Source organism: Actinotalea alkalitolerans (assembly GCF_023369855.1).
In the GTDB taxonomy this organism is placed as follows: domain Bacteria; phylum Actinomycetota; class Actinomycetes; order Actinomycetales; family Cellulomonadaceae; genus Actinotalea.
Genome location: NZ_JAMBPP010000009.1, coordinates 41065 through 63685 on the forward strand (window position 1 = coordinate 41065; position 22621 = coordinate 63685).

The window sequence follows — 22621 nt, forward strand, 5'->3', positions numbered from 1 at the left end:
CTCCTACCAGCTGGACTTGGTGATGCCCGGGAGCTCGCCGCGATGGGCCATCTCCCGGAAGCGGATGCGCGAGAGCCCGAAGGTCCTCAGGTGACCGCGGGGGCGGCCGTCAGCGACGTCGCGGTTGCGCAGCCGGGTCGGGCTCGCGTCGCGCGGCAGGGCGTGCAGGGCACGCATCGCCTCGGCGCGCTCGGCGCTGCTCGCGGCAGGGTCCACCGAGGCCCGTTTGAGATCGCGGCGCCGGTCGGCGTAGCGCGCGACGACCTCACGGCGTTGCTCGTTGCGGACGATCTTGCTGGTCTTGGCCATCTCAGCGCTCCTCACGGAAGTCGACGTGCCGACGCACGACGGGGTCGAACTTGCTCAGCACGAGCCGGTCGGGGGTGTTGCGACGGTTCTTGCGCGTCACGTAGGTGAATCCGGTGCCGGCGGTCGAGCGGAGCTTGATCACCGGGCGCAGGTCCTGGCGCCGTGCGGCCATCAGACCTTCACCCCTCGCGCGCGGAGCTCGGCGACCACGACGTCGATCCCCCGGCGGTCGATGGTCTTGATCGCACGGGTGCTCACGTCGAGCGTGACGTGGCGGCCGAGGGTCGCGACCCAGTAGCGCTTGCGCTGGATGTTGGGGTTGAACCGGCGCTTCGTCCTGCGGTGCGAGTGGGAGATCGAGTGGCCGAAGCCCGGGGTGATCCCCAGCACCTGGCAGACGGCGGCCATGGGCGACTCCTTGAGCAGGTGGGTGCTGCCGACGGGTGCCGACCGGACGACAATAGGTATTGATACTCATTCTCGTCAACTCGTCCTCGGGCGCGGACCAGCACCTCAGAGGTGGTGCAGGGTGACCTCGATCGCTGCTGGCCCCAGGCCCGGACCCACCTCGACGGTCATCCACGTGTGGTGCGGCTGCCGTCGCCGGTCGGTCGGCGAGCCAGGGTTCAGCAGCCTCATCCCACCCGGGCTGACCGAGTCCCACGGGATGTGGCTGTGGCCGAACACCAGGACGTCGGTCTCGGGGAGCTGTGCGTCCATCCGGCGCTCACGTCCCGCTGCGGCGCCGGTCTCGTGCACCACCGCCCACCGGAGACCCTCGATCGTCTCCCGGGCGACCTCGGGGAGCCGGGCACGCAGCTCCTGCCCGTCGTTGTTCCCCCAGCAGGCCAGCACCCGCCGAGCGCGGCGCTCGAGCTCGTCCAGCAGCCCGACCTCGACCCAGTCCCCCGCGTGCACGACCACGTCGGCCCGATCGACCTCGGCCCAGACCTCGTCGGGCAGCTGCCGGGCTCGTCGGGGCCAGTGGGTGTCGGCGAGGAGGAGCAGCCGGGTCGTCATCGCCCCGCACCCCGCTCGACCACGGCCGGGTGCCGGGGGTCGTCGACCCGGACGACCAGGTCTGCGACCCGCTCAGGATCGACCTCGTCGCGGTAGCGTCCGAAGGCCGGCAGGGTCCACCCGTCCTGCTCGGGGGTACGACGGGCAAGGGTGTCCGGCCGTAACGACAGGTGCACTGTCAGGTCGAGCTCGAGCCCACGCCCCAGCAGCAGGGCGCCGTCCAGGACGAGCACCGTCGCCGGTGGCGCCTGCTCGTACGCCGCTCGCGTGGCGCGGTCACGCCCGACGTCCCACAGGGACGGGAGGTACCTTCCCGAACCCTGCGGGCCCAGCGGTAGCAGCACCTCGCGGTTCAGTGCGTCCGTGTCCAGCCAGTCCTCGTACAGGGCGTCAGGGTCGTCACGACCGTGCTCCCACCGCAGCGACGCCGGGCGCAGGAAGTCGACCGCTGAGACCCGGACCACCGGCCTGCCGGCTGCACGCAGCGGCGCGACGAGGGAGTCGGCGAGCTCGTCCGGGAGGGAGGGCGCCGGGCCGTCGACAGCGACCCGCAACCGCCCCGAGCCGCTCATCGAGACCGCCCGCTCGACCACGTGGTCGACGACGGCACTCGGGGACCGGGGACGCACGCGCACCCGTCCAGTGTGCGCGTCCCGGACTCTACGAGCAGGTCGCGGCCGCAGAACGTACCGTGGAGAGCCGAGCTGCACCCCCTGCACGTGGGGACGCCGACCCAGGAGGCCCAGATGAGCGAGCACGACCTGACCGACCGTCAGCCGGTGACCGGGACGCACCCACCCACCAGCGGGGTCCTGCTGTTCGTGATGTGTGCGGTCCTGCTGGTCGGGGGCTTCTACCTGATGGCGCTGTCCGTCGAGATCGACTCGGGTCTGCTCTTCCTGGTGGGCCTGGGGGTCAGCAGCCTGGGCTTCCTTCTCCCCCTGCAGATCACACCGAGCTGAGGCCCCCGGGGACCGGGGTGGCTCGCAGGTCTCGCTCCTGCGGTCCGTCGTACGCGCTCAGCGGCCGGATCAGTGCGTTGGCAGCACGCTGCTCCATGATGTGGGCGGTCCAGCCCACCACCCTGCTCGCCACGAAGAGCGGGGTGAACGTCAGGGTGTCGAAACCCATCAGGTGATAGGCAGGGCCCGAGGGGTAGTCGAGATTCGGCAGGATGCTCTTGCGAGCGACCATCGCTCCTTCGAGCGCGGCGTACAGGTCGCCCAGGTCCGCACGGTCGTACTCGGCGACGAGGCCGTCCAGCGCGGCCTTCATGGTCGGGACCCTCGAGTCCCCGTGCTTGTAGACGCGGTGGCCGAACCCCATGATCGTTCGCCTGGCGGCGAGCGCCTCGTCGAGCCAGGCCTCGGCCCGGTCCGCCGTGCCGATCTCGTCGAACATGTGCATGACCGCCTCGTTGGCACCACCGTGCAACGGGCCCTTGAGGGCACCCACCGCCCCGACCACCGCCGAGTACAGGTCGGAGAGCGTCGAGGTGATGACCCGCGCGGTGAAGGTCGAGGCGTTGAACGAGTGCTCGGCGTACAGGATCATCGACACCCGGAACGCGTCGGCGACCACGGGGGCGGGCACCTCGCCGAAGGTCATGTGCAGGAAGTTCTGCGAGTGGTCGAGGTCGTCGCGCGGGGGCACGAGGTCCTGGCCCCGCCGTCTGCGCTGGTCGTAGGCGACCACCGCGGGGATCTGCGCGAAGAGCCGCACCGACGTCGCGAGGCTCGCCTCGGACGAGGCGTCGTCCGTACGGGGGTCGTGGGCGCCGATCACGCTGATCGCCGTCCGCAGGACGTCCATCGGGTGGGCCGAGGTGGGGAGTGCGTCGATCACCGCACGTACCTCGGGCTGCAGCGCACGCTGGGAGCGCTCGGCCTGCTGGAGCGCGGCCAGCTCGGCGGCGGTGGGCAGCTCGGAGTGCCACAGCAGCCAGGCCACCTCCTCGAAGGAGTGGGCCGCGGCCAGGTCCTGCACGCGGTACCCGCGGTAGAGCAGCGAGTTGCTCTGCGGGGTGACCTTGGAGATGGCGGTCGTGTCGACGACGACACCGGCCAGGCCCTTGCGGATCTCGGTCTCGGTCATGCTCGCTCCTTTGCGGTCATGCGACGGTCGGCCGACGGTCACCCGACGGCGTCGGGCGGTCCGTCAGGACTGGTGGGGTCGTAGGTGAAGATCGCGGAGTCGAAGTGGTTGTAGCCCTCGTAGTCGAGCAGCTCGTAGAGCCGGGACCGGTGCTGCATGCTGGGCACCTCGGAGGCGAGCGACCCCTCGCGCAGGATCGTGTCCAGCCCTCGCTCGGCCGCGCCCATCGCCAGACGGAGCAGGGAGACCGGGTAGATCACGATGCTCACGCCGACGTCCGCGAGCTGACCTGCGGAGTAGAGCTCGGACTTGCCGAACTCGGTCATGTTCGCCAGCAGCGGCACGTCGACCGCGGCGCGGACCGCCTCGAGCTCGGAGAGGTCCCGCATCGCCTCGGGGAACACCGCGTCGGCGCCCGCGTCCACCAGGTGCCGCAGCCGGTCCAGCGCCGCTGGCAACCCGTGCACGCCCCGCACGTCGGTCCGCGCCATGATCAGCAGCGCGGGGTCACGCCGGGCGTCGACCGCCGCGCGGATCCTGCGGACGGCCGTGTCGGTGTCGACGACGGCCTTGCCGTCCAGGTGCCCGCACCGCTTGGGGTTGACCTGGTCCTCGATGTGCAGCCCCGCGACCCCTGCGTCCTCCAGGGCCTGCACGGTGCGGGCGACGTTCATCGGTTCGCCGAACCCCGTGTCCGCGTCGACCAGGGCGGGCAGGTCGGTCACCCGCGCGATCTGGCGGCTGCGGTCGGCGACCTCGGTGGCGGTGGTCAGACCGATGTCCGGCAGCCCCAGGTCGGCCGAGAGCACAGCGCCCGAGATGTAGACACCGTCCATCCCCTTGTCCTGGATGAGCCGCGCCGACAGCGGGTTGAACGCCCCCGGGAAGTGCAGCAGCTCACCTGTGGCGAGCCTGGCGCGCAGTCGGGCCCGCTTGGTGGCCGCATCGGTCCGGGCGTAGAGCATCAGAAGATCCCCTCGGGGACGACGGCCGTGCGCAGCAGGTCCGCGGGGGCACGCACCGTGAGGTCGGCGAGCTCGCCGGCGGCGAGCTCGGGCAGCCGCTGGGCGACGTCCAGGAAGCGCTCGACCTCCTCATCCCCCAGGACGTCCGTGGCCAGGCTGCGGAACTTGGCCACGTACTGCGGGCGGGCGAAGGGTCGGGCACCTGCCGGGTGGGCGTCGGCCAGCGCGAGCTCGTCGACGACGACGCGACCGTCCCTCAGCGTGACCTCGACCCGGCCGCCGAAGGCCTTCTGCCCAGGGTCCGTCGAGTGGTAGCGCTGCGTCCAGGCAGGGTCCTCCGCGGTGGTGATCGACCGCCACAGCCGGACGGTGTCCTCGCGTGACGCGCGCTCGGGTCGGTAGGAGTCCACGTGGTGCCACGCACCGTCCTGCAGCGCCACCGCGAAGATGTAGGGGATGGAGTGGTCGAGGGTCTCGCGGGAGGCCGTGGGCTCGTACTTCTGCGGGTCCCGCGCCCCCGAGCCGATCACGTGGTGGGTGTGATGGCTCGTGCGGATCACGATGCCCTCCACGACGTCCGGGTCGCGCAGCTCGGGGTGCTCGGTCCCCAGCCGGCGCGCCAGGTCGATCAGCGCCTGCGCCTGGTACTCGGCCGAGTGCTCCTTGGTGTACGTGTCCAGGATCGCGCGCCGGGCCTCGCCGCGGCCGGGGAGCGTGACCTCGTAGGCCGCGTCGGGCCCGTCGAGCAACCAGGCGATCACGCCGTCCTCCCCCTCGTAGACGGGGGTCGGGGAGGTCTGCCCGCGCATCGCGCGGTCGACGGCCTCGACCGCGACCTTGCCCGCGAAGGCCGGGGCGTAGGCCTTCCAGGTGGAGATCTCCCCCTTGCGTGACTGCCGGGTGGCGGTGGTGGTGTGCAGCGCCTGGCCGATGGCGTGGAAGACGACCTCGGGGTCAAGACCGAGCAGGCTGCCGATCCCGGCGGCCGCCGAGGGGCCGAGGTGCGCGACGTGGTCGATCTTGTGCCGGTGCAGGCTGATCGCGCGGACGAGGTCCACCTGGACCTCGTAGCCCGTCACGATCCCGCGCACGAGGTCGGCGCCGGTCAGGTCGCGCCGCGCAGCGAGGTGCTGGGCGACGGCCAGGACGGGCGGGATGTTGTCGGCCGGGTGCGAGTAGTCCGCGGCGAGGAACGTGTCGTGGTAGTCGAGCTCACGCACCGCCACACCGTTGGCCCATGCCGCCCACTCAGGGCTGACCCGGGTCTCGCGGCCGGCACCGAGCACGGTCGCCCCCGGCGAGTACGGGTGGGCCAGGGCCTGGCTCCGGGCGGCCGCGACCGGTGCGCGCACCAGTGACGCCGTGGCGACCGCAGCGTTGTCGATCACCCGGTTGACCACCATGTCGGTCACCTCGGGATCGACCGCCACGGGGTCGGCCGCCAGCTCGGCGAGCCGCCACGCGAGCTGCTCGCGGCGGTCCAGGTTCGCCGAGCTCGGGTGCACGCGGACGGTGTGGGTGATCACGTCAGGACTCCAAGGGCCGTAGCGGGTGGGTCGGGCCAGGGCGAGGTCGGTCGGTCGCCGAGGCTCGCCAGGATGGTCGCCAGGCTCCGACGCAGGTGCACGGCCGTGGCCTGGGCGGCCAGGGTCTCGTCCCTGTCGAGAACGGCCTGCGCGATCAGGAGGTGCTCCTGGGCGGCCTGCAGCAGGCGCGGGGTGTCGTCCCGGGAGAGGCGTCGCGCCCGGGCGACGTGGGTGCGCAGCCCCTGCAGGGACCGCAGCAGGTACGGGCTGTCGACGGCCGCGTCGATCGCCGCGTCGAGGTCGGCGACCAGGAGGTAGTACGCCGAGCGGGTGGGGTCCTGGTCGGTCAGCAGCTCGTCGGCACGGGCGAACCGTGCGCAGAGGTCCTCGAAGACCCCGGCCCGGCGTCGACGTGCGGCCAGCCGGGCGGCCTGGGTCTCGAGCGCCTCACGGAGCTCGAACAGATGACGGACGTCGTTCGCGGCGAGCTCTGCGACGACGAGCGTCCGGCCCTTGCCGACGACGGCGAGCCCGTCCGAGGCGAGGCGCCGCAGGCCTTCACGCAACGGTGTCCGTGAGACGCCCAGCCGGGCGGCCTGCTCGACCTCGCTCAGCACGGTGCCCGGGACGAGCCGCCAGGCGAGGATGTCCTCCCGCAGGGACTCGTAGACCCGGTCGCTGGCGCGCATGCTGGCCACACTACGCCGAGAGTCAGCGGTTTTGTATACAACGGGAGGGATCGGCCGCGGTTCCGCGGGGTGTGACCTTGCAGACGGGGCCTTGTTGCATGCAGCGCAGTGGGCGGCCGACGCCGCCCTGGGGACCCGGCGTCAGCGGGCCTCCAGGACGGCGAGCGGGCTCAGGCGTCGACGACGATCGCGATGACAACCGGCTCACGCCGGTAGGTGCGCTGGATGTAGCGCGAGACGGCGTTCGCGATGACCCCCTCCAGCTTGTCGATGTCCGTGGTCCGCTGCTCGGCGGCACGGTCGAGGGCCTTCTCGACCTCGGCGGTCGCCCCGTCGAAGGTGTGGTCGTCGTGGACGAAGCCTCGCGTGAGGTACTCGAGGGGCTCGGCCAGCGTCGTGGTGGTCGTGTCGACCAACGCCACCACGGTGATCACCCCGCCCTCGCGCAGCAGACGACGCTCCTTGAGGGTGTCCTCGGTCGCACGCCCGACGGTCTGGCCGTCGACGTAGACCAGGCCCGCGGGGACCTGTCCCGAGATGGTCGCGCGCCCCTTGACCAGGTCGATCGTCACACCGTCGCGGCCGATGATCACCCGGTCGGGATGGACACCCGTGCGCACCGCGAGCTCGGCGTTGGCGTGCAGGTGCTTGGACTCACCGTGGATCGGCAGGACGTTGCGAGGCTTGACGATGTTGTAGCAGTAGATCAGCTCACCGGCGCTCGCGTGGCCCGAGACGTGCACCTTGGCGTTGCCCTTGTGCACGACCTTCGCGCCCAGGTCGGTGAGCTTGTTGATGATCCCGTAGATCGCGTTCTCGTTGCCCGGGATGAGGGAGCTCGCGAGCAGCACCGTGTCGCCCTCGCCGACCCGGATCTGGTGGTCGCCGTTGGACATCCGCGCCAGCGCCGCCATCGGCTCGCCCTGCGAACCGGTGCAGATCAGGGTGACCTTGTCGTCGGGCATCGACTCGAGCTTCTTGAAGTCCACGACCAGACCGCGAGGGATGTTCAGGTATCCCAGGTCACGGGCGATCCCCATGTTGCGCACCATCGAACGCCCGACGAAGGCGACCTTGCGCCCGTTGCGGCTGGCTGCGTCGAGGACCTGCTGGATGCGGTGCACGTGGCTCGCGAAGCTCGACACGATGATGCGACGCGGCGCGGTCGCGAAGACCTGGTCGATCGCGGGGGTGAGCTCGCGCTCGGAGACCGTGAAACCGGCGACCTCGGCGTTGGTCGAGTCGGTCATGAAGAGGTCGACCCCCTCCTCGCCGAGACGGGCGAAGTGGCGCAGGTCGGTGATCCGGTCGTCCAGCGGGAACTGGTCCATCTTGAAGTCACCGGTGTTCAGGACCATGCCGGCACCGGTGCGGATGGCCACGGCCAGACCGTCCGGGATGGAGTGGTTCACGGCGACGAACTCCAGGCCGAACGGGCCTGCCTTGTGGGTGTCACCCGCGGCGACCTTGACCGTCTTCGGCCGGATCCGGTGCTCCTTGAGCTTGGCGTCGATGAACGCGAGGGTGAGCTCCGACCCGATCACCGGGATGTCAGCGCGTTCCTTGAGCAGGTACGGGACGCCGCCGATGTGGTCCTCGTGCCCGTGGGTCAGGACGATCGCGACAATGTCTCCGAGCCTGTCCCGCAGGGAGGTGAAGTCGGGGAGGATGACGTCGATGCCCGGCTGGTGCTCCTCGGGGAACAGGACTCCGCAGTCCACGACGAGGAGCTTTCCCTCGAACTCGAAGACGGTCATGTTGCGGCCGATCTCACCCAGGCCACCCAGCGGGGTGATGCGCATCGCCCCGCGAGGGACGGGCGGGGGGGTGCTCAGCTCTAGCGTGTGTGCGAACTGCACGGGATCAGGCCTCCATGAGGATCGAGGGCGGTGTCGCCCTGGGTGGATCAGTGGTCGTACGACGTTCTCTGGTCCTAGCCTCCCACCGAACAGGTCTCGGGCTCGTGCTGGGCGCCGGCCGCGCGCTGGTGGGCGCCGCGCCCTCGGCACCTCTCAGGTCGACGAGCCGGGCAGCGCCGTGAGGGTCAGCTCGGGGATGTCGCGCTCAAGGGATCCCAGGCGCCACTTGTCGCGCAGCAGGGCCAGCATCGTGCCGTCGGCGCGGCGTGCGAGCTCGACCCCGTGGCGTCCCGCGAGCAGTGCGGCGTCCCCGTCCCCGACGAGCCGCGCGAGCGAGTACTCGAGGCGATCGGTGCGGATCTCCGCGTTGAACTCGTGCTCCATCCGGAACGCCGCGACCTCGAACTGCAACGGGCCGACCGCGGCGAGGATCGGCGCGCCGTCCCCGCGCGCCTCCGAGACCAGGACCTGCACCACGCCCTCCTGCTCGAGCTGGGCGATACCCCGTCGGAACTGCTTGGACCGGCCGGGATCGGCCACGCGGGCCGAGATGAAGTGCTCGGGGGCGAACACGGGCATCGGCGGGAACTGCACGTGCGGACCGTCCTGGTCGTACAGGGTGTCCCCGACGGCCAACGAGGTGGCGTTCACCAGACCGACGATGTCGCCCGGGTACGCGGTCTCGACGACGTCGCGGGTCCGGCCGAAGACCGACAACGCGTACTTGGTCGCGAACGGTCGGCGCGTCCCGGCGTGGGTCACGACCATGCCGCGGCGGAACTCGCCCGAGCACACCCGGACGAACGCGAGGTGGTCCCGGTGGCTCGGGTCCATGCCGGCCTGCATCTTGAAGACGAACCCGCTGAAGGGCGCCTCGACCGGCCGGAGGTCTCCGGTCACGTCCTCGCGAGGAGCGGGCGAGGGCGAGAGCTGTGCGATGACGTCGAGCAGCTGGCGTACGCCGATGTTGCTCAGCGCCGCTCCGAAGAGCAACGGCGAGGACTGGCCGGCGCGGAACGACTCGAGGTCGAAGGGGCCCAGCAGGGAGGCCGAGTCGGTGGCCTCCTCCATCTCCATGGGCAGCCGCTGGGTGGCCTGCTCGAGGGTGAGGTGCTCCTCCTCGGCCAACGCAGCACCTCCGGGGGCCCTGCGGTAGAGGGTCACCTCCTGAGTGCGGCAGTCGAGGAGACCGTGCAGGAAGCCCGACTCGCCCACGGGCCAGGTCAGAGGCGTGGGCCGCAGGTCGATCCGCTGCTCGAGCTCGTCGCACAGCGCCAGGGCATCCTGACCGGGCCGGTCCCACTTGTTGATGAAGGTGATCACGGGGATCTGCCGACGGCGGCAGACCTCGAACAGCTTGAGGGTCTGCGGCTCGAGGCCCTTGGCGGCATCCAGGAGCATCACGGCGGCGTCCACCGCCATCAGCACCCGGTAGGTGTCCTCGGAGAAGTCGGCGTGGCCCGGGGTGTCGAGGAGGTTGATCACGACGTCCTCGAAGGTGAACTGCAGCGCGGCGGAGGTGATCGAGATCCCGCGCTTCTGCTCCATCTCGAGCCAGTCCGAGACGACGCCTGAGCGCCCCTGCTTGCCGTGCACCGCACCGGCCTCGTTGATCACGTGGGCGTGGAGCGCCAACGCCTCGGTGAGGGTCGACTTCCCGGCGTCAGGGTGGGAGATCACCGCGATGCTGCGCCGTCGGGCGGCAGCCTCGCGGGTCGTCGCGGGAGGCGAGGTCAGGTCGGTCACCGAGATGGGTCCATCACCTTCCGTCGGCGCCGGGTCTCCCGGCGCAGGCTGTCCGCGAACTGCTCTGCCGATGTGAGCTGGGCCCGCAGACTCGTGCACCGCTCCTCGGCGGCCAGGCGGTACATCGCGAGCCGATCGAGGAGCGCCTCGTCCTCGGTCGCACTCGAGCCGCCCTTCTCGAGCGAGTCGAGCAGCACCAGCAGGTCACGCATCTCCTCGAGGCTGAAGTCCAGCGGCTTCATCCGCTTGACGAGCTCGAGGCGTGCGATGTCCGGCTCCGAGTACAGCCGGAAACCGCCCTGCGACCTGCTCGAGGGGGTGACGAGCCCGACCTCCTCGTAGTACCGGATGGTGCGGAGCGACAGACCGGTACGGTCGGCGACCTCACCGATCTGCTTCTGGTCCGACCCCACAGGTGCCTCCGTCTCCCCCACGACCGTCGAGTCTACCGTGACGGGAGGGATCCCCTGCTGCCGACCAGGACGAGGGGCAGCCGGGGCTCAGGTGACGGTCGTGAGCTCGCCCGTCGAGACCCCTCGGCGACGAGGGGGCCTCGACTGCGCACCGGGACCCTTGGTGATCTTGGAGAGGTACATCGCCTTGTCGGCGCGCCGGACCAGGTCGATCGGCGCCGCCCCCGGCTCGGCGAGGGCCGCGCCCACGCTGACCTGCACGGCGATCCGGCCCGCCGCGGTGGCGACCTCGCCGGACAGGGCGCGCGACATCCGCTCGGTGAAGCGCTCGAGCGACCTGCCACCACGCAAACGGGTCAGCACCGCGAACTCGTCGCCCCCCAGACGCGCGACGGTGTCGGTGCTCCGGGTCATCGACCGCAGCCGTTCGGAGACCCCGACGAGGACCTCGTCACCCACGGCATGACCGTGGGTGTCGTTGATCGGCTTGAAGCCGTCCAGGTCGATCACCGCGAGGGCCACCAGGGTCCCGCTCTCCACGGAGATCGCCTCGGCGAGCCGCTCCTCGAACTCGTAGCGGTTGGCCAACCCGGTCAGCGGGTCCGAACGCGCCTGCCGCCAGAGGCGAGCAACCGTCCGGTCACGCTCGTGCTCGTAGGCGGCACGGTGACGCGCGTCCTGGAGCAGGAGCCAGATCGTCGTCGGGCCGGCGCCGTGGGCGACCCAGCGCACCGACTCGACCGGGAGCAGCGCGCCGTCGCTCATCCTGGCCCACTCCCGTTCGGGGAAACGGCCGGTCGGGTCGCGGTTGGTCAGGACGAAGAGGTCTGCCAGTCGTGCCCCGACCGCTCGCCCGGCGGGCATGCCGAACAGGGTCTCGGCGGACGCGTTCCAGTACGACACGCACCCGTCGGTGTCGCTGCCCACGATCGCCAGCGGGCACGCGTCGAACGCATCCGGCGCATCACCCGCCGATCCCGCACCGGTCACCAAGGCACCTCGTCGCACCCTCTCGCAGCGGGTGGTCTGCCAAGATCACCCTGAGCCGTCGCGACAACCTACTGCGAGCAGCGCGGGGGTGGGGGCCGTCAGGCCCATCATGCCCCGGTCGGCCGACGAAGATCACTCGATCGTGGCCACCTGGTGGTGCCGGTGCGTTACACAGACGGGTCCAGCGGCTGGACGCAGCAGCAACTCGACCCTCACGTCAAGGTACGATCGTCCCTGCTGGTCGAGCGTGCCGACAGTCCGGCGCCGATCCAGCCCTCGCGCAGTGCTGCGCCCCCCTCACCCTCTCCCCGGTCACTCACCTGTGCCGGCCCCTGGGGCGCGCGCGCCCCCGAGTGAACGGATGTCGCGTGACCGAGACCACCCGTGCAGTACCCCGCGTGCCCGAGGCCGACGAGACCAACTCGGTCATGAGCGCGCTGCGCTCACCGAGGAAGCTGCGGACCGAGGTGCTCGCCGGGCTCGTCGTGGCGCTCGCGCTGATCCCCGAGGCGATCGCGTTCTCGATCATCGCGGGGGTCGACCCGCGCGTCGGCCTGTTCGCCTCGTTCACGATGGCCGTCTCGATCGCCTTCCTGGGCGGACGTCCGGCGATGATCTCCGCAGCGACCGGTGCGATCGCCCTGGTCATCGCCCCCGTCGCACGCACCTACGGTCTCGACTACCTCATCGCGACGGTCATCCTGGCCGGGATCCTCCAGGTCGTCCTGGGCATGATCGGGGTGGCTCGTCTGATGAGGTTCATCCCCCGGTCGGTCATGGTCGGGTTCGTCAACGCGCTCGCCATCCTCATCTTCACCTCGCAGCTGCCGCACCTGATCGACGTGCCGTGGCAGGTCTACCCCCTGGTCGCCGTCGGACTCGCCATCGTGTTCGGCCTGCCGTACCTGACCAAGGCCGTCCCCGCTCCCCTGGTGGCCATCGTCGTGCTCACCACGGCCACGGTCTTCATGGCCTTCCAGGTCCCCACGGTGGGTGACGAGGGAGAGCTGCCCCGCAGCCTCCCCTCGCTGCTCGTCCCGGACGTCCCGCTGAACCTGGAGACGCTCCAGATCATCGCCCCGTTCGCGCTGACCATGGCCCTGGTCGGCCTGCTCGAGTCCCTGATGACCGCCAAGCTCGTCGACGACGTCACCGACACGCACTCGAACAAGGTGCGCGAGAGCTGGGGTCAGGGCGTCGCCAACATCATCACCGGCTTCTTCGGGGGCATGGGTGGCTGCGCGATGATCGGGCAGACCATGATCAACGTCAAGGCTTCGCGGGCACGCACGCGCATCTCGACCTTCCTCGCGGGTGTCTTCCTGCTGATCCTGGTCGTCGGCTTCGGCGACGTCGTGGCCGTCATCCCGATGGCAGCGCTCGTGGCCGTGATGATCTTCGTGGCGATCGCGACCTTCGACTGGCACTCGATCCAGGTCAGCACCCTGCGGCGCATGCCGCGCAGCGAGATGATCGTGATGCTCTCGACCGTCGGCGTGACCGTCGCCACCCACAACCTGGCCTACGGCGTCATCACCGGTGTGGTCGTCGCGATGGTGGCGTTTGCGCGCCGCGTGGCGCACCTGACCGAGGTCACCAGGATCGACCAGGTCGACGACGACGTCCGCGTCTACGCGGTCACCGGTGAGCTGTTCTTCGCCTCGTCGAACGACCTCGTCTACCAGTTCAACTACAACGACGACCCGGCCAACGTCGTCATCGACCTGTCCGGCGCCCACATCTGGGACGCCTCGACCGTCGCGACCCTGGACGCCATCACGACCAAGTACGCGAACAAGGGCAAGACCGTCACGATCCTCAACCTCGACGACGACAGCGCCAGACGCCACGGGCTGCTCGCAGGGCAGCTCGGCGCCGGCCACTGACCCGTCCCGTCCGAGCGGTGTCGACGAGCCGTCCGGGCCGGGTGGCTCCGCACCGACCGGGGGCCGGACGGGGTCAGCTGTGCAGCGCGGCGCCCAGGTCCTGCCTGCTGCGTACCCCGAGCTTGGCGAACACCCGAGCGAGGTGGCTGTCCACGGTGCGCACCGAGACGGTGAGCCGCTCCGCGATGGCCCTGCTGCTGAGCCCGCCGGCCGCCAGCCCGGCGATCTCCCGCTCGCGCCGCGTCAGCCCGGGGCCGTCGCCTCCGGTCGGCAGCCACACGCCGCAGCGGGCGAGCTCGCGGGAAGCCATCTGGGCGAGCTGGTCGTCCCCGTCGACCAGGGCCGAGGCATGGGCCACCAACGCCTCGGGCCGCCGTCCCACCAGGGCGAGCTCCCGCATGCGCGCCAGCACGGCGTGCCCCGACGACGTCACGGGCCCCTGCTGCCGCTCGGCGACGAGCAACCGGTGCAGAGCCTCGAGCTCGGGGCGACGCAGGTCGTGCTCGGCGCTCCAGCCGGCCAGGCGCAGGGCGTCCCGTCCCACCGTGGGCAGCCGCAGCCAGGCGGCGGCGTCGAGCAGGTGCAGCCGGACGTCCGACTCGACCGAGCCCGACACCCGCAGCGGTGTGCGCTGCGCGAGCTCCATCAGGCGGTGAGCCCCCGAGACGTCGCCCACCGCGGCCGCCGCCAACGACTCGATGGCCGCGCCGTACGCCCCCATCCCGTGGGGGTCCAGCAGTGCGAAGCGGGCGTTGGCCGCGTGCAGCTCGCGACGGGCATCGCTCCACTGCCCGTGACCGGCGGCCAGCAGACCCCGGCCGAGGTCGCCGAAGGCGTGGAAGACCGTGAACCCCGAGTCGTGCTGGGTGTCCATGAGCTCCTCGGCGCGGCGCAGCTCCCCCGCCCAGACGAGGACGACGAACTGCGCGACCTCGATCTCGGCCGACATCCACGGGACGTGGTCGGCCTGGGCCACGGCGACGCGCGTCAGACGCTGGGCGAGCAGGTCCGCCTCGACGAAACGCCCGTGCTGGCCCAGCGCCAGGACCGTCGGGTTGCCCAGCCGCAGCGCCTCGATCCGCGGGAAGGGCGTGGCCTCGAGGATCGAGAGCGAGGGTTCGAGCGTCTCGGCGAAGCGGCCTGCCCGACCCAGCCGCAGCAGCCGTGCCGCATCCAGGGCAGGCCCGTGCTCGTGGGCGTCCGCGTCGAGCTCCCTGCGCAGCTCCGCGATCGTCGCGAGCGAGCCGTCGACGTCGTCGCCGTGGTGGTGGGCGAGGTCGGCGTGCTGCTCCGCGAGCCGGATGGCCAGCATCCGGTGCTCACCCGTGGACGGGCCGGCCAGCTGCTGGGGCACCTCGGCCAGGTCCCGCAGAGCCCGGGAGGAGTCCCCCATGAGGCGCCAGGCCTGGGCTCGCAGGAGCAGCACCCGCGCCCGGAAGACCCCGGACTCGGGGTTGTGCTCGAGAGCGGCGTGCCCGATCTGGACGGCGACCGCCGGCTGGTAGAGGCCGAGGGCAGACTCCATCGCCTGACGCAGTCGCGCGGGGGGCTCGCGGACACCGCACTCCAGGGCCCACACGACCGACCGCAGCAGGGAGGTCGGCGTCTCACGCTGGAGTACCGGTGACGTCGCCGCGGACGAGCGGACCGCGGCGAGCAGCCGACGGCGGCGCTCGAGCGGGACCAGGACACGGACCGCGTCGCCGTACATCGGGGGGGTGACCCGCACGGTGGGGACCAGACCCTCCTCGACCCGGGACCGGTGGCCGACCGTGACGAGGCCATCCTGCACGAGCCGGTCGAGGGCACCGTCCTGGATCAGGTGGACCACCCTGTTGACGGGGACCGGCTCGGACAGCGCGACCAGGTCGAGCGCCTCACGGACCGCCGGTGACAGGCGTGCGAGGTCGCTGCGCACCACGTCCACCACCCGTGCACCCGGTGCCGCGCCGCTCAGCCCGACCCAGACCCCGTTGCGGTGCTGCAGGACGCCGGCCTCGAGCTCGCTGCGGACCAGCTCGCGGACGTAGAAGGGGTTGCCCAGCGTCTGGTCCCAGATCCGCTGGGAGGTCTCGGTCGTCATCGTCCCGCCCAAGGCCTCCTGCAGGAGGTCACGGACCTCGGGCCGGGACAACGGGACGACGTCGACCCGGTCGGCCACGGCGTCCTTCCACAGCTCGAGCCAGGGCGAGGCGCTCGCACCGCTGACCCGGAAGGTCGCGAGGAGCTGGATCTCCCCCTGGCGGGCCAGGCGGGCGAGCTCCTGGGCGGTCGACGGGTCGAGCAGGTGCGCGTCCTCGACCCGGACCACGGTCCGCGTGTCCGGCGGCGTGCGGGGTGCGGGGACGGTCGTCGGACGGGCACCGCTACGCCCGCCCTGTGCCAGGTCCGGGATCCGGGACGGCCCGCCGGGAACCGTCGTGTCGGTGCCGAGCGCCGAGGCGGAGAGGGTGATGAGGCGGCGTCCCGCCGCGGCCGGGACGTCGGCCAGCGTCTGGTCGACCAGGCAGGTCTTGCCGACGCCGGCCTCGCCGACCACCACGACGCTGCGACCCGCCGCCAGGGCCGACCTGATGGCCGCCGACTCGCGCCGGCGCGGGCTGATCGGCCACCGGCCGTCGACCAGCGCGACCGGGATCTCCAGCGCTCGGACGGTCGTCCCCTGCCGTTCGATGATCTGCGACACGCGCGTCCTCCAGGTCATCGAGCGGGACGGACAGCCGACGGCACCGGCAGCAGCGTGCTCTCCGCTACTACCGGTGTACCTCGGCACAAAAGACGTCGCGCATTAGCAGACGTCTCCCGTCCTGTGCACGGGACCAAAGTCAGGTCTCACCTGGCGCCTGGACAACATCGGTAGGGATTACCGATGTCGGCGGTGCGGTGCCGTTCCTAGTCTCCTGGTGACACCCCATCACTTGGTCCGCGCCTCGGCACCGAGGATGCGGGCGCGAACCGAGGGAGAGCTCGTGGCCACCTACACCGCACCAGGCGTCTATGTCGAGGAGGTCCCCTCCTCGCAGAAGGTCCTGGCGTCCGCGCCGACGGCCGTCGCCGCCTTCGTCGGCTTCACCGAACGGGCACCGCTCGACGACCCCAACGACCCCGAGGGCCTCGCGCCGCGCCTGGTGACCAGCTGGACCCAGTTCGAGCAGCTGTTCGGCAGCTTCGTCGCCGGGGCGGTCCTGCCGCTCTCGGTCTTCGGCTTCTTCCAGAACGGCGGCTCGCTCGCCTACATCGTCCGCGTCCCGAACTCGGCCCCGGCCGGTGAGCCTGCGCAGCGCGCGCTTCCTGCCGCCGACCGCTCCCTCGGCCTTCCTCTCACGGTCACCAGCGTCGCGCCTGACGCGAACATCACGGTGGTCGTCGAGACCGTCGAGGCGGACCCGGACAGCGAGGGTCCCGCACCGTTCACGCTGACGATCGTGCTCGACGGCGAGGACGTCGAGTCCTACCCCGACCTCACCTTCGGCGGCCCCCGCGACGCGGCGACCGTGATCAACAAGACCTCGACCCACGTGAAGGTCGAGCTCTCGCTCGAGTCCGACGTGGACCTGGGCAGCCAGCTCGAGCTGCTCAAGCCGGGCATGTTCTCGCTGCACAAGGCAGACCCGGTCGCCGTCCCGGTGACCGGGCGCAAGTTCGCCGGCTCCGAGTCGAGCCGGTCGGGCATCAACGGCCTGGCCATCGCCGAGGACGTCACGATGGTCGTCGTCCCGGACCTCGTCACCGCCGCCACCCGCGAGGACGGCAGCGTCGACCTGAACCTGTGGAAGGCCGTGCAGACCGCGCTCATCGCGCACTGCGAGCTGCACCCGAACCGGATGGCCCTGCTGGACGCCCCTCCCGGGATGGGACCGCAGCAGATCAAGGAGTGGCGCAGCGAGACGGCCATGTACGACTCGGCCTTCGCGACGCTCTACTACCCGTGGATCAAGGTCGAGAACCCGATCGGCCTCAACGGCGACGCCGAGGTCTACATCCCCCCGTCGGGGCACGTCGCCGGTGTGTGGGCGCGAACCGACGACACCCGTGGGGTGTGGAAGGCCCCGGCCAACGACACCATCCGCGGGGTGCTCGACGTCGAGCGGGCGATCACCCAGAACGAGCAGTCGCTGCTCAACCCGATCGGGATCAACTGCATCCGGCCGTTCGGCACCCGGGGCATCCGGATCTGGGGTGCCCGCACCCTGGCCTCGGACACCGACTGGCAGTACATCAACGTCCGCAGGCTGTTCAACATGGTCGAGTCGACCATCATGGACGGAACGCAGTGGGCCGTCTTCGAGCCCAACGACGTGACTCTCTGGGAGGGCGTCTCGCGCACCCTCAGCGGGTACCTGCACGGCCTGTGGCAGGCCGGGGCCCTGTTCGGCGCATCCGCCGCCCAGGCGTACTACGTCAAGTGCGACGCGACCACCAACACCCCGGAGTCGATCGACGCCGGGAAGCTCATCGTGGAGGTCGGCCTCGCACCTGTGAAGCCTGCCGAGTTCGTGATCTTCCGCATCAGCCAGACCAAGCAGTCCGCGGCCTGACCCCGTCCCGGCCCGGCCGGCCGACGTCGGCCGGGCCCCATCATCTGAACTGAGGAGCACAAGTGGTCGACGGACTGTTCACCAATGACCCGATCATCGCGCAGAACTTCTTCCTGGAGGTCGACGGCGAGGTCATCTCCACCCTGATGAGCGTCTCGGGCCTCGACATCGAGGTCAGCGTGAGTCGCTCGAAGGTCTCGGGCAAGGGCGGTGCGCTGCAGGAGGTCAAGGGCCTGGGCAGCGCGACCCAGACCACCGACCTGACCCTGACCCGCGTCGCCCCGCTCGACTCCACGAGCGACAAGCTCTGGAAGTGGTTCAACGACATCCGCGGCACCGGCCTGGTGGCCACCGACCGTGCGGGCCAGCGCAAGAACGGGTCCATCGTCCTGTACGACTCGGCCCGCAACGAGGTCGCCCGCTTCAACTTCTTCAACGCCTGGCCGAACAAGATCTCGACCGACCAGCTCAGTGTCGACAGCACCGAGGTCGTCAAGGAGACGGTCACGCTGGTGATCGAGCGACTCGAGCGGGTCAAGTGACCCTGCAGACCCGCTACGACTTCACGCTGCCGCGCGGCTACGTCGATGCCCAGGGCGTCGTCCACCGCGAGGGGACGATGCGACTGGCGACCGCCCGCGACGAGCTCGAGCCGCTGCGCGACCCGATGATCGACGGGCCGGACGACCCGCGCCTGACGATCGTCGTCCTGGCTCGTGTCGTCGAGCGGCTCGGCACCCTCCCGATGGTCACGGCACGCGAGGTCGAAGGTCTGTTCGCAGCCGACCTGGCCTTCCTCCAGGACTTCTACGGGGTGATCAACTTTGGCAGCCAGACCGAGTACGAGGAGCTGCTCGCGGCACAGCGGGATGCAGGCGCCCCGGTCACGACGCAGGGTCCGGCCGCACCGTCCCCGGCCGTGCCGCCGGCGGAACAGCCCTCCCTCGGCTCCGACGAGTCCCCGGTCCCGGTCGGTGCGCAGCCGGTGTACTCGCGGCCGACCCGGGCGGCGATCGAGGAGATCCCGCAAGACGGTCGGTGACCTGTGCTCCGCTACCCGGCCGAGGCGATCTGGCAGGAGATCGCCTATCTCGCGTACCACCTGCACTGGCCGATGTCCGACCTGCTCGACCTGGAGCACCTGGATCGTGTGCGCATGGTCCGGGCGGTGTCGTCCTTGAACGAAAGAGCGTGGGAGGCGGTGCGGGACAGTGGAGGTTCCTGAGAGACAGCCTCTCGGCGGCGAGCCGACCACCGCCGGGTGGTTCGTCTTCGAGGTCGACGGCGTGCAGATCGGCACCTTCCGCGAGGTCAAGGGCCTCGAGCTCACGGTCGACATCGAGCAGTACGTCGAGGGCGGTCAGAACCAGTTCGTGCACAAGCTCCCGGGCACCATGCGCTGGCCGAACATCGTCTTCACCCGAGGCATGGTCGCGAGCGACGCGCTGTTCGCGTGGGTGACGACCTCGGCCGGTGAGGGCTTCGCGGCCAACGGCAACAAGGTGGTCCGGAGCACCGCGGCCATCACCGCGATGAGCTACACCGGCGAACGCCTGCGGGCCTGGGAGTTCGACGACGCCTTCGCCGTGCGCTGGGCCGGCCCCGAGTTCAGCGTCGACAGCGACGAGCAGCTCGTCGAGCAGCTCGAGGTCGCCCACAACGGGTTCCGGGCGAAGACCTCATGAGCGAGACCGTCGGTCGCGCCGCCGACGCCCCTCCCGCCGGGGAGGCGAACCCCGCCACGCTGCTCGGACGCAGCGTGCGAGCGCGGTTCCGCCGACCCGGTCCGGTGCCTGGCGCCCGGCCCAGGACCACCGTCGGCGTGCTCGCCCAGGCGAGCACGAGGTTCACCGCCTCGACCGGCCGTCCGCTCGCGGTCCGCCGGAGCCTGAGCGTGCCCGCACAGGTCGCCGACCCCTCGGGCTTCACGGTGCGAGCACCCCGCTGGTGGCTGCCCGACGAAGGCGCGGGGTCCACGAAGGTGCCCACAGTCCCCACGACCACCCCTGCCCTGCCCCGTCGTGGCCTACGGCGTGCCGCGCAGCGGGTACCCGACCAGAGCACGTGGCGCCCCGGGGGCGTGTCCTCGGGCGCAGCCCCGCAGGCCGTCCCGATGCGCCTGCCGGCTGAGGTCATGGCGGCCGGGTCGATGCTCACCTCGCACGACACCCGTCGTCGGTCGGCGTCGAGCCCGCCGACATCGGTCCCGGGCGGGACGGACCGCCCGCCGGGGACGCGCGCGGGGGGCGCCTCACCGCCGCCGGCACCTCAGGGTGCCCGGGTCAGCTCCCCTGACAGGACACCGGCACCCGGCAGCCCCGCCACCCAGTACCTGCGCCGTCGACTCGCGGCGTCCCGTGCCTCGTCGCACGCTCGCGCGCAGACCGAGCAGGGCACCCGAGTCCACACCGAGCAGAGCACCCGCGCACGCACCGAGCAGAGCGCCCGCACCCACAAGGGGCAGGGTGCCCGGCCGTCGGCCGTCAGCCGTGGCGTGATCGCACGTGCAACCGTCTCGGGTACCGCGGGACCGGTGCCCGGAGGGGCGGCATCTGCTGCAGTTCGACCTACCTCGCCGAGCACGCCCCGACCCTCGGCCGCCGCACCACGCCGCACCGAGGGGGTCACGTCGCCTGGACCGGAACCCCTCGCGACCCATCCGGCCGTGGCCGGGCCGCCGGTAGCCGCGCGTCCGGTGCGCACGGCTGCCGCCCCCGGCCTCACCGGACCGGTGCCGTCGAGGGCCCCCGCGGGCGGAGTCGGGTCGGGCGCGTCGCCGTCCACGACCGGCGCCGCGCTCACCGACCATCCGTCCTCGCTCGGCCTCGTGCGTCGGTCCACCTCCCAGGAGCACGCCGACTCCGGGTCCCCGCTGCCGGCGCACCGCTCCCCCGGCACGACCAGGACGCCGGGCCTTCCGGCGGTCGCCAGTCGATCCGCCCGCCACGTCGCAGCCGCCTCGCCGCGTGCGTCGTCGCCCACCGTTGCCCTCCCCGCCGTCCATCCGCTGGCGGTCGCCCAGCCCCTCTCCGTCCGGCGCCGGTCGGCCGCGACCGGCGTGACCAGGACGTTGCTGCGTGCCGTGGGCGTGCCCGTCCGGGTCGCTGGCGTCCGGATCCCCGCGCCCACGGCTCCCCGGGCGGGGGCGACGGTGCAGACCCCTCGAGGCGCCACCGACCTCTCGACAGGTGGCCCGACGTCACCAGGCGAGCACCGTCACCTCCACCACGCGACGGGTCCGGTCGCGGTCGGCGCCGTCGCCGCACCCTCCACACCCTCCGCCCCCACCACCGTCCGACCGCAGCCCGCTGCGGTCACCACCGCCATACCGGCAGGGCACGGCGCCCCCGCACCCGCCGAACCCACGCTCCCCGCCCCGGGAGGGCGACGCGCAGTGCAGGTCCCTGGTCGTCGCCTGTCGCACCACCCCACCGGGCGTCGGCAGTCTCCCGCCGACCAGCTGGCCGTGCGTCGCTACAGCGGTCTGGCACTCTCCGCAGCCCCACTGCCCTCGCGCCGTGCCGACGCTCGGCCGCCGGGCACGACCGGCGCCCCGTCGACGACGACCATCCCGCACACCGTCCGTCGGAGCATGCGCGCGGCGTCCGCAGCGGCACGGCCCGCCGCAGCGACCGGGGCGCTCCTCGTGCGCGCGATGCCCGCGGGTCACCTCGCGCGCGCGATGCCCGCGGGTCAGCTCGAGCGTGCGGCTCCCGCCGGTCACGGCCCGCTCCCGTCCGCTCACCGCGGGTTGCTCCCTGGCCACCAGGTGCTCGTGGCGCGCCCGATGCGAGTGGCACGCGGAGCTGTGACCTTGAGCCCCGCCGGACCGACAGGTTCGGGGACCGCGACCCGAACCCCGTCCGGCGCATCGGCGCAGGCCTCGACGACTGCAGCACGGCCGTCCGCAGCAGCAGCACGGTTCGCAGCGGGCCGGCCCTCCACTACCGCGCACGGGCCGGACTCCACCGGCCGGGCGTCTCACGTGAGGCGTCCCCGCCCGGCACCGGTCCGCCGGCTCACGCTCGGCGCCGCGGTCGAGGACCCGCAGGACAGGTGGCCCCTGGGCATCGCACCTGCCGCACGCCCGGCCTCGACCCGACCCCACCCCGGCAGGCCGGCACCCACCGCCGCGGCCGCCGGCTCCGCGCGACCCGGTGCGGTCCGACGCAGCTCCGTACGTCCCTCGGAGATCGCCGCGACGAGCGGCACCGCAGGGCGGCCCGGCACCCCCGGATCGTCCGGGTCGCCGACGTGGTCCGGGTCGCCGACGTGGTCCGGGTCGCCGACGTGGTCCGGGTCGCCGACGCGGTCCGGTCCGCCCACGCGCCCCGGGTCCCCCACGCCCTCCGCCTCGGTCGGAGCGTCCCGTGCGCCGCAGCCGACCGCGACGGCCTCCCTGCCTGCAGCCGGTCCCCGGTCGACGGCCGCCCCACGGTCGACGACCACCTCCTGGCTCCTCGGCTCCGCGTCCACGCAGGTCCGTAGGTCACCCGGTCGACCGTGGGCCGTGCCAGGTCTGGTCCGTGGCCTGACCCCACCAGCCGGCCCCACCAGCACCTCGGGGGCAGGCTCGCTCGCCGGCT

The 22621-nt window shown here is 71.7% G+C and carries 22 protein-coding genes; 7 read left to right on the forward strand and 15 right to left on the reverse strand.

All coding sequences use genetic code 11. The features are described from left to right. Positions 1 to 3: 3 nt before the first annotated feature. The 5 genes from rpsN to M1R94_RS12570 form a co-directional block, all read right to left on the reverse strand. Complete coding sequence (gene rpsN, locus M1R94_RS12550) at positions 4 to 309, reverse strand: 30S ribosomal protein S14 (RefSeq protein WP_249382046.1); 306 nt, start codon at positions 307 to 309, stop codon at positions 4 to 6. 1 nt (position 310) lies between these two features. After that, a complete protein-coding gene (gene rpmG / locus M1R94_RS12555; protein WP_249382047.1) occupies positions 311 to 481 on the reverse strand; it encodes a 50S ribosomal protein L33 in 171 nt (56 codons plus the stop codon). Beyond that, positions 481 to 717, reverse strand: coding sequence for a 50S ribosomal protein L28 (rpmB, locus tag M1R94_RS12560; RefSeq protein WP_249382048.1), 237 nt, complete (start codon positions 715 to 717; stop codon positions 481 to 483). The genes rpmG and rpmB overlap by 1 nt, the downstream gene beginning before the upstream one ends. Positions 718 to 822: 105 nt before the next feature. Further along, the gene (locus M1R94_RS12565) at positions 823 to 1329 is read right to left on the reverse strand and encodes a metallophosphoesterase family protein (RefSeq protein ID WP_249382049.1); all 507 of its coding nucleotides are present in this window, start codon (positions 1327 to 1329) and stop codon (positions 823 to 825) included. Further along, positions 1326 to 1964, reverse strand: coding sequence for a nucleoside/nucleotide kinase family protein (locus M1R94_RS12570; RefSeq protein WP_249382050.1), 639 nt, complete (start codon positions 1962 to 1964; stop codon positions 1326 to 1328). The genes M1R94_RS12565 and M1R94_RS12570 overlap by 4 nt, the downstream gene beginning before the upstream one ends. Before the next feature lie 111 nt (positions 1965 to 2075). Between M1R94_RS12570 and M1R94_RS12575 the strand changes: the two genes are divergently transcribed. Beyond that, positions 2076 to 2291 carry a hypothetical protein gene (locus M1R94_RS12575; protein ID WP_249382051.1) on the forward strand — a complete coding sequence of 72 codons (216 nt, stop codon included), beginning with the start codon at positions 2076 to 2078 and terminating at the stop codon, positions 2289 to 2291. On the opposite strand, the gene M1R94_RS12580 is transcribed toward M1R94_RS12575, so the two are convergent. From M1R94_RS12580 to M1R94_RS12615, 8 genes are all read right to left on the reverse strand, one after another. Next, positions 2278 to 3423: a bifunctional 2-methylcitrate synthase/citrate synthase gene (locus M1R94_RS12580; RefSeq protein WP_249382052.1), complete on the reverse strand. Its 1146-nt coding sequence runs from the start codon at positions 3421 to 3423 to the stop codon at positions 2278 to 2280. The genes M1R94_RS12575 and M1R94_RS12580 overlap by 14 nt on opposite strands. A gap of 38 nt (positions 3424 to 3461) precedes the next feature. After that, the gene (gene prpB, locus M1R94_RS12585) at positions 3462 to 4388 is read right to left on the reverse strand and encodes a methylisocitrate lyase (RefSeq protein ID WP_249382053.1); all 927 of its coding nucleotides are present in this window, start codon (positions 4386 to 4388) and stop codon (positions 3462 to 3464) included. Continuing rightward, a complete protein-coding gene (locus M1R94_RS12590; RefSeq protein ID WP_249382054.1) occupies positions 4388 to 5914 on the reverse strand; it encodes an MmgE/PrpD family protein in 1527 nt (508 codons plus the stop codon). Before M1R94_RS12590 ends, prpB begins: the two co-directional genes overlap by 1 nt. Next, complete coding sequence (locus M1R94_RS12595) at positions 5911 to 6603, reverse strand: GntR family transcriptional regulator (protein ID WP_249382055.1); 693 nt, start codon at positions 6601 to 6603, stop codon at positions 5911 to 5913. The genes M1R94_RS12590 and M1R94_RS12595 overlap by 4 nt, the downstream gene beginning before the upstream one ends. 170 nt (positions 6604 to 6773) lie before the next feature. Next, positions 6774 to 8405, reverse strand: coding sequence for a ribonuclease J (locus M1R94_RS12600; RefSeq protein WP_249382187.1), 1632 nt, complete (start codon positions 8403 to 8405; stop codon positions 6774 to 6776). A gap of 210 nt (positions 8406 to 8615) precedes the next feature. Continuing rightward, entirely contained in the window at positions 8616 to 10208 is a 1593-nt protein-coding gene (locus M1R94_RS12605; RefSeq protein WP_249382056.1) for a peptide chain release factor 3, read from the reverse strand. Continuing rightward, the gene (locus M1R94_RS12610) at positions 10205 to 10642 is read right to left on the reverse strand and encodes a MerR family transcriptional regulator (RefSeq protein ID WP_249382057.1); all 438 of its coding nucleotides are present in this window, start codon (positions 10640 to 10642) and stop codon (positions 10205 to 10207) included. The genes M1R94_RS12605 and M1R94_RS12610 overlap by 4 nt, the downstream gene beginning before the upstream one ends. A gap of 66 nt (positions 10643 to 10708) precedes the next feature. Further along, positions 10709 to 11611 (reverse strand): diguanylate cyclase domain-containing protein, encoded by a 903-nt coding sequence (locus tag M1R94_RS12615; RefSeq protein ID WP_249382058.1) that lies wholly within the window; start codon positions 11609 to 11611, stop codon positions 10709 to 10711. A gap of 428 nt (positions 11612 to 12039) precedes the next feature. On the opposite strand from M1R94_RS12615, the gene M1R94_RS12620 reads away from it, so the two are divergent. Further along, positions 12040 to 13497, forward strand: coding sequence for a SulP family inorganic anion transporter (locus M1R94_RS12620; protein ID WP_249382188.1), 1458 nt, complete (start codon positions 12040 to 12042; stop codon positions 13495 to 13497). A 73-nt stretch (positions 13498 to 13570) separates the two neighbouring features. On the opposite strand, the gene M1R94_RS20785 is transcribed toward M1R94_RS12620, so the two are convergent. Next, on the reverse strand, positions 13571 to 16183 hold the full coding sequence (locus M1R94_RS20785; protein WP_249382059.1) for a LuxR C-terminal-related transcriptional regulator: 2613 nt from the start codon (positions 16181 to 16183) through the stop codon (positions 13571 to 13573). Between the two features lie 283 nt (positions 16184 to 16466). Here M1R94_RS20785 and M1R94_RS12630 point away from each other — a divergent pair, with 283 nt between their 5' ends. From M1R94_RS12630 to M1R94_RS12650, 5 genes are all read left to right on the forward strand, one after another. Beyond that, positions 16467 to 18035 (forward strand): phage tail sheath family protein, encoded by a 1569-nt coding sequence (locus M1R94_RS12630; RefSeq protein WP_249382060.1) that lies wholly within the window; start codon positions 16467 to 16469, stop codon positions 18033 to 18035. A gap of 62 nt (positions 18036 to 18097) precedes the next feature. Further along, a complete protein-coding gene (locus M1R94_RS12635) occupies positions 18098 to 18577 on the forward strand; it encodes a phage tail protein (RefSeq protein ID WP_249382061.1) in 480 nt (159 codons plus the stop codon). Beyond that, positions 18574 to 19077, forward strand: a complete 504-nt coding sequence (locus M1R94_RS12640; protein ID WP_249382062.1) for a hypothetical protein — start codon at positions 18574 to 18576, stop codon at positions 19075 to 19077. Before M1R94_RS12635 ends, M1R94_RS12640 begins: the two co-directional genes overlap by 4 nt. A gap of 3 nt (positions 19078 to 19080) precedes the next feature. Continuing rightward, positions 19081 to 19260 (forward strand): DUF6760 family protein, encoded by a 180-nt coding sequence (locus tag M1R94_RS12645; RefSeq protein ID WP_249382063.1) that lies wholly within the window; start codon positions 19081 to 19083, stop codon positions 19258 to 19260. After that, positions 19247 to 19720, forward strand: a complete 474-nt coding sequence (locus M1R94_RS12650; protein ID WP_249382064.1) for a phage tail protein — start codon at positions 19247 to 19249, stop codon at positions 19718 to 19720. The genes M1R94_RS12645 and M1R94_RS12650 overlap by 14 nt, the downstream gene beginning before the upstream one ends. Positions 19721 to 22016: 2296 nt before the next feature. Here M1R94_RS12650 and M1R94_RS12655 read toward each other — a convergent pair. Continuing rightward, entirely contained in the window at positions 22017 to 22484 is a 468-nt protein-coding gene (locus M1R94_RS12655) for a hypothetical protein (RefSeq protein ID WP_249382065.1), read from the reverse strand. Positions 22485 to 22621 lie beyond the last annotated feature (137 nt).